This window comes from Mesorhizobium sp. WSM3626 (assembly GCF_000513935.1).
Lineage (GTDB): Bacteria > Pseudomonadota > Alphaproteobacteria > Rhizobiales > Rhizobiaceae > Mesorhizobium > Mesorhizobium salmacidum.
Map to the genome: position 1 here is coordinate 1 of NZ_AZUY01000039.1, position 13683 is coordinate 13683.

At 63.1% G+C, this 13683-nt stretch carries 15 protein-coding genes and 1 pseudogene; 10 read left to right on the forward strand and 6 right to left on the reverse strand.

Features of this window, described 5'->3' with window-relative positions:
* Positions 1–229 (reverse strand): annotated as a pseudogene (locus M653_RS0122965) (IS5/IS1182 family transposase); the annotation flags it as partial.
* A 146-nt stretch (positions 230–375) separates the two neighbouring features.
* The gene (gene purB, locus M653_RS0122970; protein ID WP_027145450.1) at positions 376–1683 is read right to left on the reverse strand and encodes an adenylosuccinate lyase; all 1308 of its coding nucleotides are present in this window, start codon (positions 1681–1683) and stop codon (positions 376–378) included.
* A gap of 277 nt (positions 1684–1960) precedes the next feature.
* Between purB and M653_RS0122975 the strand changes: the two genes are divergently transcribed.
* Positions 1961–2215 carry a DUF2171 domain-containing protein gene (locus M653_RS0122975; protein WP_023773164.1) on the forward strand — a complete coding sequence of 85 codons (255 nt, stop codon included), beginning with the start codon at positions 1961–1963 and terminating at the stop codon, positions 2213–2215.
* 9 nt (positions 2216–2224) lie between these two features.
* On the opposite strand, the gene M653_RS0122980 is transcribed toward M653_RS0122975, so the two are convergent.
* Both M653_RS0122980 and M653_RS0122985 read right to left on the reverse strand, forming a co-directional pair.
* Complete coding sequence (locus tag M653_RS0122980) at positions 2225–3250, reverse strand: P1 family peptidase (RefSeq protein WP_027145451.1); 1026 nt, start codon at positions 3248–3250, stop codon at positions 2225–2227.
* Positions 3250–4323 (reverse strand): ABC transporter substrate-binding protein, encoded by a 1074-nt coding sequence (locus M653_RS0122985; protein ID WP_027145452.1) that lies wholly within the window; start codon positions 4321–4323, stop codon positions 3250–3252. Before M653_RS0122985 ends, M653_RS0122980 begins: the two co-directional genes overlap by 1 nt.
* A 175-nt stretch (positions 4324–4498) precedes the next feature.
* Between M653_RS0122985 and M653_RS0122990 the strand changes: the two genes are divergently transcribed.
* Genes M653_RS0122990 through M653_RS0123020 form a run of 7 tightly spaced genes read left to right on the forward strand, consistent with a single transcriptional unit; the run spans position 4499 to position 10854 of the window.
* A complete protein-coding gene (locus tag M653_RS0122990; protein WP_027145453.1) occupies positions 4499–5026 on the forward strand; it encodes a flavin reductase in 528 nt (175 codons plus the stop codon).
* Positions 5023–5952, forward strand: a complete 930-nt coding sequence (locus M653_RS0122995) for a MoxR family ATPase (protein ID WP_027145454.1) — start codon at positions 5023–5025, stop codon at positions 5950–5952. The genes M653_RS0122990 and M653_RS0122995 overlap by 4 nt, the downstream gene beginning before the upstream one ends.
* A gap of 4 nt (positions 5953–5956) precedes the next feature.
* Positions 5957–7207 (forward strand): VWA domain-containing protein, encoded by a 1251-nt coding sequence (locus M653_RS0123000; RefSeq protein WP_027145455.1) that lies wholly within the window; start codon positions 5957–5959, stop codon positions 7205–7207.
* A 49-nt stretch (positions 7208–7256) separates the two neighbouring features.
* The gene (locus M653_RS0123005; protein WP_027145456.1) at positions 7257–7595 is read left to right on the forward strand and encodes an XdhC family protein; all 339 of its coding nucleotides are present in this window, start codon (positions 7257–7259) and stop codon (positions 7593–7595) included.
* A gap of 6 nt (positions 7596–7601) precedes the next feature.
* Positions 7602–8306 carry an XdhC family protein gene (locus tag M653_RS0123010; RefSeq protein WP_027145457.1) on the forward strand — a complete coding sequence of 235 codons (705 nt, stop codon included), beginning with the start codon at positions 7602–7604 and terminating at the stop codon, positions 8304–8306.
* Positions 8303–9913, forward strand: coding sequence for a molybdopterin-binding/glycosyltransferase family 2 protein (locus tag M653_RS0123015; RefSeq protein ID WP_027145458.1), 1611 nt, complete (start codon positions 8303–8305; stop codon positions 9911–9913). Before M653_RS0123010 ends, M653_RS0123015 begins: the two co-directional genes overlap by 4 nt.
* A gap of 32 nt (positions 9914–9945) precedes the next feature.
* Positions 9946–10854 (forward strand): phospholipase, encoded by a 909-nt coding sequence (locus tag M653_RS0123020; RefSeq protein ID WP_084636817.1) that lies wholly within the window; start codon positions 9946–9948, stop codon positions 10852–10854.
* Positions 10855–10876: 22 nt separating this feature from the next.
* Here M653_RS0123020 and M653_RS0123025 read toward each other — a convergent pair whose 3' ends face one another.
* Positions 10877–11926 carry a DUF1176 domain-containing protein gene (locus M653_RS0123025; RefSeq protein WP_027145460.1) on the reverse strand — a complete coding sequence of 350 codons (1050 nt, stop codon included), beginning with the start codon at positions 11924–11926 and terminating at the stop codon, positions 10877–10879.
* A gap of 140 nt (positions 11927–12066) precedes the next feature.
* On the opposite strand from M653_RS0123025, the gene M653_RS0123030 reads away from it, so the two are divergent.
* Positions 12067–12573, forward strand: coding sequence for a DUF1993 family protein (locus M653_RS0123030; protein ID WP_027145461.1), 507 nt, complete (start codon positions 12067–12069; stop codon positions 12571–12573).
* Between the two features lie 44 nt (positions 12574–12617).
* Here M653_RS0123030 and M653_RS1000000135930 read toward each other — a convergent pair whose 3' ends face one another.
* On the reverse strand, positions 12618–12782 hold the full coding sequence (locus M653_RS1000000135930) for a hypothetical protein (protein WP_084636818.1): 165 nt from the start codon (positions 12780–12782) through the stop codon (positions 12618–12620).
* Between the two features lie 292 nt (positions 12783–13074).
* Here M653_RS1000000135930 and M653_RS0123040 point away from each other — a divergent pair, with 292 nt between their 5' ends.
* Complete coding sequence (locus M653_RS0123040; protein ID WP_245262279.1) at positions 13075–13608, forward strand: hypothetical protein; 534 nt, start codon at positions 13075–13077, stop codon at positions 13606–13608.
* The last annotated feature ends 75 nt before the right edge of the window (positions 13609–13683 follow it).

The window sequence follows — 13683 nt, forward strand, 5'->3', positions numbered from 1 at the left end:
CGCGGTCCGACAGCCCGTAAAGCGACTGCAAGAGCAGGGCCTTGAAGAGAACCAGCGCTGGCCAGCCGGGATGGCCCGGACCACCATGATTGAGCCCGCCAAGCAGCTTCTCGAAACGGTACCACTTCACCAGCGACTCGATCCGACCCAGGATTCCCGACGAGCCAACCGCCTTGTTCCCAAGGAACGCCTCGACAAAGCTCATCTGTCCCGTCCGCTTCACCGCCATCGCAAATCCCTCCGAGCAATAATCGAAGTGAATCACAATGCCAGAATTGCGCAACAAGCCCCTTGTGGGAGAAGGTGGATTGGCGCGTAGCGCCAAGACGGATGAGGGGTGTTCCAGCTTGGCGCCTGCGTTTCACCAGATCCGCTTCACGCCTCTCCGAACACCCGCTTGAAAATCGTGTCGACGTGCTTGGTGTGGTAGCCCAGGTCGAATTTCTCGCGGATTTGCGCCTCCGGCAGCGCTGCGGTCACTTCCTTGTCGGCCAGAAGTTCCTCAAGGAAATCGGCGCCTTGTTCCCACACTTTCATGGCGTTGCGCTGCACCAGCCGGTAGGAGTCCTCGCGCGAGAGGCCAGCCTGCGTCAGCGCCAGCATCACGCGCTGGGAATGCACCAAGCCGCGGAACTTGTTCATGTTGTTCAGCATGTTCTCGGGATAGACGACAAGCTTGTCGACGACGCTGGTCAGGCGTGACAGCGCGAAATCGAGCGTCACGGTGGCGTCCGGGCCGATCATGCGCTCGACCGAGGAGTGCGAGATGTCGCGTTCGTGCCAGAGCGCCACGTTCTCCATCGCCGGCAACGCCATGGAGCGCACCATGCGGGCAAGGCCGGTGAGATTTTCGGTCAGCACCGGATTGCGCTTGTGCGGCATCGCCGACGAGCCTTTCTGGCCCGGCGAAAAATACTCTTCCGCTTCCAGCACTTCGGTGCGTTGCAGATGCCGGACCTCGATCGCCAGCCGCTCGATGGACGAGGCGATGACGCCGAGCGTGGCGAAGAACATGGCGTGGCGGTCGCGCGGGATCACTTGCGTCGACACCGGCTCCGGCTTCAGTCCCAGCTTTTGGGCCACATGTTCCTCGACATAGGGCTCGATGTTGGCGAAGGTGCCGACCGCCCCTGAAATCGCACAGGTGGCAATGTCTTCGCGCGCGTGCACCAGCCGATCGCGGCAGCGCGAGAATTCGGCGTAGGCCTGCGCGAGCTTGATGCCGAAGGTGGTCGGCTCGGCATGGATGCCGTGGCTGCGGCCGATGGTGACGGTGTCCTTGTGCTCGAAGGCGCGACGCTTGAGCGCGGCAAGCAACGTATCGATGTCGGCCAGCAGGATGTCGCTGGCACGGGTGAGTTGCACCGCAAAGCAGGTGTCGAGCACGTCCGAGGACGTCATGCCCTGATGGATGAAGCGCGCGTCGGGCCCGACGAATTCGGCAAGATGGGTGAGGAAGGCGATGACATCATGCTTGGTGACGCGCTCGATGGCGTCGATCTTCTCGATGTTGAATTCCGCCGCGCTTCCCTTTTCCCAGATGGTTTTGGCCGCTTCCTTGGGGATGACGCCCAGTTCAGCCAGCGCGTCGCAGGCATGAGCCTCGATTTCGAACCAGATGCGAAACCGGGTTTCGGGCGACCAGATGGCGACCATTTCCGGCCGGGAGTAGCGAGGGATCATATGGATCGATTTCCAGCTTCGCGTTGCGTTGGTCGCGTCCTAACAGAGGCGGGCAAAATGCTCAACGTTGCTGCCGCGCAAACCAGAGGCTGGTCAAGCGGAAATAGTGCCGGATTCCACAGGCGAGTGAAGGCGAACGCATGGACCTGAGAGGAGATTGGACGCGGTTGATTGCCCAATCAAAACGTCGTGCGGGCCAAAGCCGATGCATCCAATCCGCTCGTCATTTGTTATTGTCGGCAATTCCAATGGCAACCACCCCAATGGAGAACCTGACATGACCGACACCAGCAAAATTCGTGAGCACATGGAAGTCGTCGGCGCCGATGGCGTGCATATCGGCACCGTCGACAAGGTCGATGGCCAGCGCATCAAGCTGACCAAGGCCGACAGCGGCGAGGGCGCCCACAAGGGTCATCACCATTATATTTCCCTGGCCCTGGTTGCCGAGGTCGATGGCAAGAAGGTGTGGTTGTCCGCGAATTCCGATGTCGCCGTGACATTCGAGGAAGAAAAATCCGATCCGGTTTGATCGATGGCTTTAGCCCAGGCGTGACGACCACACGGGAAACAGGTCGCCATCAGCCGGCGTCGCGGCAAACACGCCACGGCTGATGGCGCGCGCCATGGTGGCGCCGGCCGCGGCATAGAGGTCGACCGTTGCGTCGGCGGTCAGTTCGACCCCGCTCTTGCCGGTGGCCAGCGCGAACACCAGGTCGCCGTCGGCCGGCGTGTGCGTTGGCCAGATGGCGCGCACGAAGCCGTCATGCGCCGAAATCGCCAGGCGTTTCGCGGCGGCCTTGGTGAGGACCGCGTCTGTCGCGATGATGGCGATGGTCGTGTTGCCGCCGCTTTCCATCTGCCGCCCGTGATCCTTGTCGCGGTATTTCAGCAAGATCCGCTTTGCGTCTTCGGGCATGGGCGAGGGATAACCGAGCCCGCCGAATTCATCGCCGATTTCGAAGGGCGCCGCCCAGAAATAGCGGGTGCGGCCGACGGTGACCGATCCGGTTGGGTTGACGGCGGCCAGCGCGCCGATGGTGACGCCATTGTCCAGCAACGTCGAGGCGGAACCCAGGCCACCCTTTAGCCCCGACGTCAGTGCACCGGTACCGGCGCCGGCCGTGCCAAGTTGGAAATCGACGGCGGCTGCCTGTACCGACTCATAGCCGAGGTCGCGATAGGGCGGATAGCGGCCCCAGTCCTTGTCGCCGCCATTGCGCAGGTCGAACAGGATCGCCGCCGGCACGATCGGCACCCGGAAGCCGCCCACCTCGAAGCCGATGCCGCGTTCGCGCAGCGCGGCCTGCACGCCCGATGCCGCATCGAGGCCGAAAGCCGAGCCGCCCGACAGCACGACGGCATGGATTGTCTCCACGGAATTGTGCGGTTCCAGCAGATCCGTCTCGCGGGTCCCAGGCGCGCCGCCAAGGATTTGCACACCCGCCACCGCCGGCTCGTCGCAAAGGACGGTCGTCACGCCGGACTTAAGCCTGGCATCGGAAGCATTGCCGACGCGCAGGCCGGCAACGTCTGATATGAGATTGCGCGGACCGGTGCGGAACATCAGTTGTTTTCCAAGGGCACGAAGCGGGTGCCGTCGAAGCGGAAGACACGGTAGGGGCTCTGGTTGAGGTCGCCCTTGGCGTCGAAGCGGACTGGCCCGATCGCCGTGGTGAAATCATGCCCGGTGAGCGCATCGGTCAGTGGTTTGCCGGACTTTGCGGCGTCCGCCGTCGCCGCCTTGGCGATCTCGACCGCCGCATAGGCCGGCAAGGTGTAGCCATCCGGCACGATCTTTTGCGCGGAAAAGCTCTCCAGCACTTTAGGGTCCGCGACATCGGCCCATTCGGGCGGCGCGATCATCAGGGTGCCCGTTGCATAAGGCACGTCGCCGGGCGGCGTGCGCAGGTTTTCGCCGCCGGCAAGGACGATGCCCGTCTGGAGCTGGGCGGCATCGCGCCCCATGATGGCGATGTCGTCGCCGTCGCCGCCGGCAAAAACATGCGTGGCGCCGGCCTTTTTCAGCCGCCCCACCAGGCCGATCTGGTTGTCGAGCTGCGGCCGGAACGTGTCGACGAAGACCGGTTTCAGCGCTGCCTGCTCGGCCGCCGCGCGAAACGTCTCGGCGATCTCGCGGCCATAGATGGTGCCGTCATCGATGATGGCGAACAGTTCGTCACGCCACAGCCGGGTGAGGTTAGAGGCGACAGCGTTGCGCTCATCGTCGCCGCGTGGTCCCAAGCGATATACCGGCCAGCCGGTCTCGGCGCGGCGGTCGGTCAGGCTTTCGGTTCGCACGCCGATGGTGATGACCGGGATGTTGGCGTCCTTCAGGACAGGCATCGCCGCTTCGATAGCCTCCGTGCAGAGGAAGCCGATCACGACATTGACCTTGGCTGCCACGAACTCGCTGGCCGCCGCGGCGCCGCCGTTGCCGGTGCAGGCGTCATCCACGGTCTTGAACTGGATGCCGTTTGCCTCTGCCGCCAGCCGGGCGCCGGCCTCGATCTGCTTGCCGAGGATGGCCGATGGTCCCGACAGGGGCGCGGCGACGCCGATCGTGAGCGTCTGGGCGCCAGCGGCACCGGTCAGCAACAGCCAGGCCAGTGCGATGGATATCGTTCCCCCGGATCGCATCCTGCCGAACCGTCCCTCCAAGCCCGTGCGCGCGGGCGCCAATTCCCGCCAAGACCTAAAGGCTGTCCGGCCTTGGTGCAACACGCGAATTCCGGATATGGGCCAAGCACTTCGCTTGTGGCATGTGATGTCTGGCCATATATAACAGTTCAGGTTTTGGCTGTGGAAATCTCCAGTGCTGAAGATAAACGATATTGGACCGCAGGCCTATCGCGACGCGATGAGCCATTTTGCCGGTCACGTTCATGTGGTGACCACCGACGGACCCGCCGGCAAGCGTGGCGCGACGGTGATCGCGGCTTGTTCCGTGTCGGACACGCCGCCGACCATCCTGGTCTGCCTCAACCGTGAAAACCCCAAAAACGAGCCGTTCGTGAAGAACGGCAGGTTTGCCTTGAACACGCTGGCTTCGCACCAGGAGCCGCTGTCGATTGGATTCTCCGGTATGACTGGGTTGCCGGTCGAAGAGCGTTTCGCGCTTGGCGAGTGGGACGTGATTTCCACCGGCGCGCCGACGCTGAAAGGCGCGCTCGCCGTTTTCGATTGCGAGTTGATCGACACCAAGGACCTGGCCACCCATCGTGTGCTTTTTGGCAAGGTGACAGGCCTTCGCATGGGCGATAATTTGCGGCCGCTGATCTACCACGCGCGCGGCTACCACGTCCTGCAAAGTGGGGCGGTCGCACCCACGGAGAAAGAATGAGCGACTTGAAACCGCGCCCCGTGCCGCGGACGATCGATGAGACGCTCGATCTCCTGACCGGCGCGGACTATGTCGCGGACCGGTCGCTGGCAACGGTACTTTTCCTGTCGCTGCGCATGAAACGGCCGCTTTTCCTCGAGGGGGAGGCCGGCGTCGGCAAGACCGAGATCGCCAAGGTGTTGGCCGAGGCGCTTGGCCGCCGGCTGATCCGACTGCAGTGCTATGAGGGGCTCGACGTCTCCTCGGCCGTCTATGAGTGGAACTACGCCGCGCAGATGATCGAGATCCGCATGGAGGAGGCTGCCGGCAAGGTCGAGCGCTCCGCCATGGAGCGGAACGTCTTCTCGGAAAAATACCTGATCCGCCGGCCGGTGCTCGATGCGCTGACCGGCAAGACGGGCGCCGCCCCGGTCTTCCTGATCGACGAGCTCGACCGCACCGACGAAGCGTTCGAGGCCTTCCTGCTCGAGATCCTCTCCGACTTCCAGGTGACGGTGCCTGAGCTGGGCACGATCAAGGCGGAAGAGCCGCCGATCGTCATCATCACCACCAATCGCACGCGCGAGATCCACGACGCTCTGAAGCGGCGCTGCCTCTATCACTGGGTCGACTATCCCAATGCGGAACGCGAGCTGGAGATCGTGCGCCGCAAGGTGCCTCGGGCCAACCAGCGGCTTTCGGCCGAAGTGGTCTCCTTCATCCAGAAGCTGCGCCAGCTCGAGCTGTTCAAGGTACCTGGCGTCGCCGAAACCATAGACTGGGCCGGTGCACTGACCGAACTCGACAAGGTGGCGCTCGATCCGGAGACCGTGTCCGACACGATCGGCGTGCTGCTGAAATACCAGGACGACATTGCCCGCATCGGTGCGGGTGAGGGCCGGCGCATCCTCGACGAGGTCAAGGCCGAGCTTGCGGCGGCGGAGTAGGGGAATGAAGGCTTCGCGTCCCGACCCCAGAGAGGCGACCGAGGACGGGCGGATCGCCGACAATATCGTCTATTTCGCCCGCACCTTGCGCAAGGCCGGCATGCGGGTCGGGCCGGCCTCGGTCAAGGACGCGATCGAGGCGGTGCTCGTCGCCGGCATCGGCTCGCGCGATGATTTTTACTGGACGCTGCACGCCGTGCTGGTCTCGCGCCATGAGGATCATGCCACCTTCGACGAAGCCTTCAGGCTGTTCTGGAAATCGCGCGAACTGATCGAGAAGCTGCTGGCGATGTTTTCGCCGGTGGCCCCTGACGTCAGGCAGAAGCAGAAGCCGCGCGCGGCCGAAAACCGCGTCAGCCAGGCGATGTTCGAGGGTCATCAGAAGAACCAGACGCCGCAGGAAGTCCCTGAGATCGAAGTCGACGCCCGCTTCACCTTTTCCGGCAACGAGGTGTTGCGGGGCAAGGATTTCGCGCAGATGAATGCCGCCGAGATGGCGGACGCCAGGAAGGCTATCACCGAGCTGCGATTGCCTTTCGACATGGTGCGGACCAGGCGCTTCAAGGCCGATGCGCACGGCCGCCGCATCGATCCACGTGCCATGATGCGCTCGGCGGCGCGCACCGGCGGTGAACTGATCCTGCCGAAATTCCGCTCGGTCCGCGAAACCCACCCGCCGCTGGTGGTACTGGCCGACATTTCCGGTTCGATGAGCCAGTACACGCGCATCTTCCTGCATTTCCTGCATGCGCTGACGGAAAAGCGCCGGCACGTGCACACTTTCGTCTTCGGCACGCGGCTGACCAATTTGACCCGGCAGATGCGCCACCGCGATCCCGATGCCGCCCTTGCCGATTGCTCGGCGGCGGTCAAGGACTGGTCGGGCGGCACGCGCATCGGCGATACGCTGGCCGAGTTCAACCTTGTATGGTCACGGCGCGTGCTGGGACAGGGCGCGGTGGTGCTTTTGATCACCGACGGGCTGGAGCGCGACGACGTCATGGGCTTGTCGGAAGAGATGGAGCGGCTGCACAAATCCTGCCGGCGGCTGATATGGCTCAATCCGTTGCTGCGCTTCGATGGTTTCCAAGCGCGCGCCCGAGGCGTCAAGGCGATGCTGCCGCATGTCGACGAATTCCGCTCCGTGCACAATCTCGAAGCGCTCGCCGATCTCTGCGCCTCGCTCGACAAGAAATCGGCGCTTTCGGTCGATCCGCGGCGCTGGATGGGTGCTGGCGCGAGGCACGCCGCATAGCCATATGTTTCCTGGTTCCCTGGAAAAACAGACCCTGAGAGAAGCAACGATGAGCGACAGCATTTATCTCGATGAGGCCCGCGACCCGCTGATCATCGCGGAAACCTGGATGAAGGACGGCAAGGATGTGGCTATCGCGACCGTGGTCGAGACCTGGGGTTCGGCGCCACGCCCGGTCGGCAGCCACCTTGTCATCGATGCCGGTGGCAATTTCCACGGGTCCGTTTCGGGTGGGTGCGTCGAGGGCGCCGTCGTGACCGAGGCGGTCGACGTCATCGGCTCCGGCAAGGCCAGGATGCTGGAGTTCGGTGTCGCCGATGAGACGGCCTGGCAGGTGGGCCTGTCCTGTGGCGGCCGTATCAAGGTTTATGTTGAGCGCTTGGGCTGAACTCGGATGGATCCCTACGCGCTGAAGACGCTCAATGCCGAACGACGCGCCCGCCGCGCGGCGATCCTCGTCACCGATCTCGGTGACGGTCGCGATCGTATCGTGCGGGAGGGTGATCAGGTCGCCGGCGATCTCGGAGCGGCGATCGCCAAGGCGTTTCGCTCCGGCAATTCCGGCTCCGTCGAGGCGGAAGGTCGGACATTTTTTCTCAATGCGCATCTGCCGCAGCCGCGCATGGTGGTGATCGGCGCCGTCCATATCAGCCAGGCGCTCGCGCCGATGGCCCGGATCGCTGGCTATCCCCTGGAGATCATCGATCCGCGGACCGCCTTCGCCACATCAGACCGTTTTCCCGATGTCGCCTTGCATCCCGACTGGCCGCAGGATGTGCTGGAGCGCCAGCCGCTCGACAGTTACACCGCGCTCGCCGCCGTCACCCATGACCCGAAGATCGATGATTTCGCGCTGAAGGCGGCACTCGACGCCAACTGCTTCTATGTCGGGGCGCTGGGCAGCCGCAAGACGCATGCCAAGCGCGTCGAGCGCCTGCTGGCGCTGGGCGCGAGTGCCGACCAGATCGCGCGTATCCACGCGCCGATCGGGCTGGACATCGGGGCGGCAACCCCCGCCGAGATCGCCGTCGCCATTCTCGCGCAGACCATCCTTGCCTTCCGCTCGCGCGGTCTCGATGTGAAGGGCGCGGCGGCGTGAAATTTGGTCCGATACCGATCGAGGCCGCCGAGGGGGCGGTGCTGGCGCATGCTACCACCGCCGGCGAAAAACGGTTTCGCAAGGCGCACAGGCTGAGCGCCGAAGATGTCTCCATACTCGAAGGGGCGGGTATCCTGCAGGTTGTCGCGGCCGTGCTGGCTCCTGACGATCTCGGCGAGGACGCCGCGGCTCAAAGAATTGCGCAGAGCATGACCTTTGGCGGCATCGAGGCGAAGCCCGCCGCCACCGGTCGGGTCAATCTCCACGCCAAGGCGGCTGGTATCTTCACGGTCAACGCCGCTGTCATCGACGCCATCAATGCCGTCGATCCCACCATCACCATCGCCACGCTGGCCCGGCATGCGCCGGTCGAAAAGGGCCAGATGGTCGCGACGGTGAAGATCATTCCCTTCGCAGTCCCTTCCACACTGGTCGACGCCGTGATGAAAATCTGCGCCGGCGTCGAAATTTTTGCCGTCAACGCCTATCAGCCGGTGCGTGTCGGTGTCATTCAGACGGTGCTGCCGGGGATCAAACCAACTGTGCTCGACAAGACGTTGCGCGTCACCGAAGCCCGGCTGGCGCGCTCGGGCGGCAGGCTGACGGCGGAGCGCCGCACGCCGCATGAGATCGGCCCTGTCGCCGAGGCCGCCATCGCGCTTGCGCGCGACAACGACATGGTGGTGATCTTCGGGGCTTCAGCCATGAGCGATTTCGCCGACGTCGTTCCGGCGGCGATCGAGAGGGCCGGGGGGATTGTTGTTCGCGCGGGCATGCCTGTCGATCCCGGCAATCTGCTGGTGCTCGGCACGCTCGGCGGCAAGCGCGTCATCGGCGCGCCTGGCTGCGCCCGCAGCCCCAAGGAAAACGGCTTCGACTGGGTGCTCGACCGGTTGATTGCAGGCCTCGATGTCACCGCGCGCGACATCGCCGGCATGGGTGTCGGCGGCCTGCTGATGGAGATACCGACGCGACCGCAGCCGCGCGAGCTGCTGCCGGCCAAAAACCGGCTCAAGGTCGGGATCGTGCTTCTGGCGGCGGGCCGGTCGAGCCGCATGGGCGGACCGAACAAGCTGATGGCGCTGTTCGACGGTCAACCGCTGGTGCGCCGCACCACCGAACGCGCGCTCGCCTCGAAGGCTTCAGGCACGATTGTCGTCACCGGCCATCAGCGCGAGCGGGTACGCGCGGCATTGTCGGGCCTCGACGTCATCTTCGCCGACAACCCCGACTTTGCCGATGGCCTGTCGACCTCGCTGAAGGCCGGAATTGCCTATCTGCCGCAAGACGTCGCCGGTGCCATGATCGTTCTGGGAGACATGCCGGGTGTCGCATCCGACGACCTTGACAGGCTCATCGATGCCTTCCGCCGGGCCGGCGGCAACTCAGTGGTCCGCGCCTCTCATCAAGGCAAACGCGGCAATCCGGTGCTCCTGCCGCGTTCGCTGTTCGCGGCCCTCGCCCATCTCGAAGGCGACACCGGCGCACGCCATCTGGTCGAGGCCGAGGGGCTCGATGTCATCGATGTCGAGATCGGCGAGGGCGCATCCGTCGATGTCGACACCCGAGAGGCGCTGGAAAGCGCAGGCGGCGTGCTGCAGGATTGACAAACCCGGCCTGTATTCCGCATGCCTTCTATATGGCATTCCCCATCTTGCTTCGCCGCCGCTTATCTCGCGCTTTCCTGGCCTTTCTGGCTGCAATCATATTTCCGATCGCTGCCCACGCTGATGCTCTCACGCTAAAACCCTTCAAGGACGATGTCTTCGCCTATCCGGCGACGCTCTCATCCGACAGCAACGGCGCCTACACGGTCATCGATTACCGTGAGATGCGCGACATCAACCAGCGCGACGAGGTGCCGGAAAAGCGCGTGCATGCCCAGTACACCGACACCGGCGTGCGCAAGGTGCAGCAGGATTTGATGCTGAAGACGGACGCCGGCGATGTCAGGCATGTCGCCGTCGGCAAGACGCAAGGGGCCGCCGTCATCGTGCTCTATCTGCACGGGCAGGGCGGCAGCCGCAAGCAAGGCATCGACGACTTCACCTTCGGCGGCAATTTCAACCGCCTCAAGAACCTGATGGCCGGCAATGGCGGGCTCTATATCTCTCCGGATTTTCCTGATTTCGGCGACAAGGGCGCAGCACTGGTCGCGGCCCTGATCGATCACTATGCCGAACGGTCCCCGGGCGCGAAAATCTTCATCGCCTGCGGCTCGATGGGTGGAGCGCTGTGCTGGAAGCTTGCCGCGCGCAAGGATACTGGCGGCCGCGTGAATGGAATGCTGCTGCTCGGATCGCTGTGGGACGAGGGCTTTCTCGCAAGTCCCGCCTTCAAGCGTCGCGTGCCAGTGTTCTTCGGTCAGGGCAGCCATGACGTGGTCTTTCCCGTGGCCAGCCAGGAAGCGTTCTTCCGCTCTATCCTTGCGAAATCAAAAACCTATCCGACCCGCTTCGTCCGCTTCGAAACCGGTACCCACGGCACGCCGATCCGCATGGTCGACTGGCGCGGCACGCTCAACTGGATGCTGTCGAAGGCGCCGTAAGGGCCAATGTGTGTGGACCGCTCTAAGGCGCGGTGTTGTAGTCGACAATGGTCTGCGGATTCTCCTCGCCGTCATAGGACGCGTCGACGTCATACTGAACCAGCGAAAAATCGCCGTTCCGGAACAGATACGTCCCGGCATCCGAAGCATCGCCGACGCCGCGCCATTTGTTGAACGTGGTGATCGTGTGGGCGTCCTGGTCATAGTCGGAATTGACCGCCCATCCTGTGGTCTGGAAGCCGATTACCGTTACACTCAACAGCTTGCCTTCGCTGTCATTATTCTCGTAGCGTATATCGGTCTGAGGCTCGGCGAACTGCAATTGCCTGACACCGTCCACCTCGTCGGTCATGTAGTAGACCGAGCTTTCATTGTAGGCGGCGGCCGAGCAGGAGAAGTGGAACAGGCGGGTTTCCTTGTCCGGGTCGCCCGGCTGAGCATTCTTGTCCTTGTATTTGATCGAAAAGACCTCCGGCTCATTGGCCAAAAGATCCTTGTCGCACTGGTCGCCATAGGTCGCGAGGAAAGTCTTCTTGGCCTGTTCCAGCGCGGTATCCTTCTTCGGCGGCGGCGGACCGTCGCCGCAGCTTGGCGGCAACGCCTCGTCGAGACCGGCGGTGGAGGGCTTCAGCGCACCCTTGTCGATGAAGATCGGCTGGAAGGGTGGCGCCTGGATCTGGACATTGACTTGGCGCAGCGTGTAGCAGCCGGCGAAAACCTTCGCTTCGCCCTTCTTGTCGGTTGCCTGGATGGCGACCGGGACGTTGTAATAGATGCTGCCCGCCGCGCCCTCGTCCGAAATCGGACCGGTCCTGACCTCCACCCTGTCGGTGCCGTCATAGCCCTTGACGAATGTATCGAAATCCTTTGCCGGCTTTGTATCGCCGTAGTAGCCCCAGGCGCGCGCGAATTCATGCCGGTTGATGGCGCTGTAGAGAGAGCGGACGACCGCATCCGCGCTCGACCGATCATCGACGTAAGGCGCTTCGGGTGTATCGCTGGCGGCCAATGTCGTCTGACCTGTCGTGGCAAGGGAGAGAAGGGCAGTCGCTGCGAGAAGGGCGCGTCTCATCGGGAATCTCCGCTCGATAACGAAGATTCTACCATGGCGATTGCGGCGACGTGGTGACGCCGTGCGGCTTCAGCTTGAAAAATCGGGCTTGAGGGCGCTAGGTCCTCCCGCCGGCGTTCCTGCCGGACAGGAGATCTGACGTGACGATATCGATGTATGAGGCATCCGTGCCCGTGTTTTCAGCCAGGCTGAAGGCACTTTCCAGTGTGCTGGCGGCAGCCGAACAGAATGCGCTTGACCGCAAGATCGACCCGCAGGTGTTTTTGACGGCGCGGCTTGCGCCCGACATGTTCGCGCTGAGCCGGCAGGTGCAGATCGCAACCGACCATGCCAAGGGTGCGCCCTCACGGCTGGCCGGCCGCGAAGTGCCGAAATACGAGGACAATGAAGCAAGCTTTGCCGAACTCGAAGCGAGGATCGCCAAGACGGTCGGCTATTTGGCGACTTTTTCGGCAGCCGATATCGACGGGTCGGATGACAGGATGATCGAGTTGAAGCTGGCGGGCCGGGAAACGACATTGCGCGGCATGCAGTATCTGCTGCATGTGGCCATGCCCAACTTCTATTTCCACCTCACCACCGCCTACGACATCCTTCGCCACAATGGCGTGCCGCTTGGCAAGGCGACGTTCCTGGGATCGCGTTGAGGAATTGAGATGTCCTGGATCGATCCGGGACATCTCGCACCTGCTTAGCGGATGGACATTTCGCGGGCGATGCGCGGGAAATCGGCGGGCTTGACGCCGATGTCGGCACGCTCGGCGTTGCTCATCGAATGAAGCAACGCGAGCGCCGCGCGATATCTCTGATGTTCCTGCGGGCGCGGCCGGGCGAACATTTCCGTGAAGAAACCCATGTTTCAGGCTCCTGATTGGTCCTCCACGCCAGACAGTATAGGTGAATCGTGAAGATTGTGCATTGCAGCATTTGCATGCCTGCCATGCCCGGATGATTTTTTTTATTTTTTTGCGGCCCCGATGAAACTTCTGCGCGGCGCCAGTCGTAGGCTTCGAAGCTGGCACCATCGCCAGTTTTCCTCGCCACTCCTGGCGAATTGTCGGGCTGATTGAAGGTGCAGTCGATAGCAATCCTCGCAACGGCTAAAATTCGTTGCGACCGGCGGCATGTATTTTTAACGAGCCGGTTCTATGCTCGGTAATCCAGACAGTCAGGCAAGGGAGGCTGACATCGCTACCAGCGCCAAGCGTGATTTCGCTTCGTTGCTCGACGACCTCTTCGTTGCCTCTGACAAAGGCGACGACAGCGAGGGCGAGGAGACCGGCGCGCGCCCATCCATCCCGTTCGACTATCTCTCGGTCGCCGATGAACTCCATTCCGGCCGCATCAAGGTATCCGCCGCGGAATATCGCGAGGCTGGTGTCGATCTGGCCAGCGAATTTGCCGCCTTGCTTGAACAGGCCAGGCTCGCCCTGGCTGGCGAAGAGCCGAAGCCGGAAGAAAAATTACCGCCAATCGATCCTGAATCGATTGCGGTCGAACTGGGATTGGATCAGCCCAAGAACGCTGCCGATTTCGGTCGCATGCGCCGCAGCTTTGCTTTCGCCAATCATCCCGACCGCGTTGCCCCGCATTTGCGCCAGCGCGCCATGATCCGCATGCAGATCGCCAATATGCTGATCGACGAGGCCAAGCGCCGCGGCGTGGCCGCCGCACGCCGCTAACCGCCTCTGCTCACGCAAAAGTCGGCCCGGTGAGGCTTGGAGAGCGCCTCCGCTTTTCCTATAAGATGCGAATTC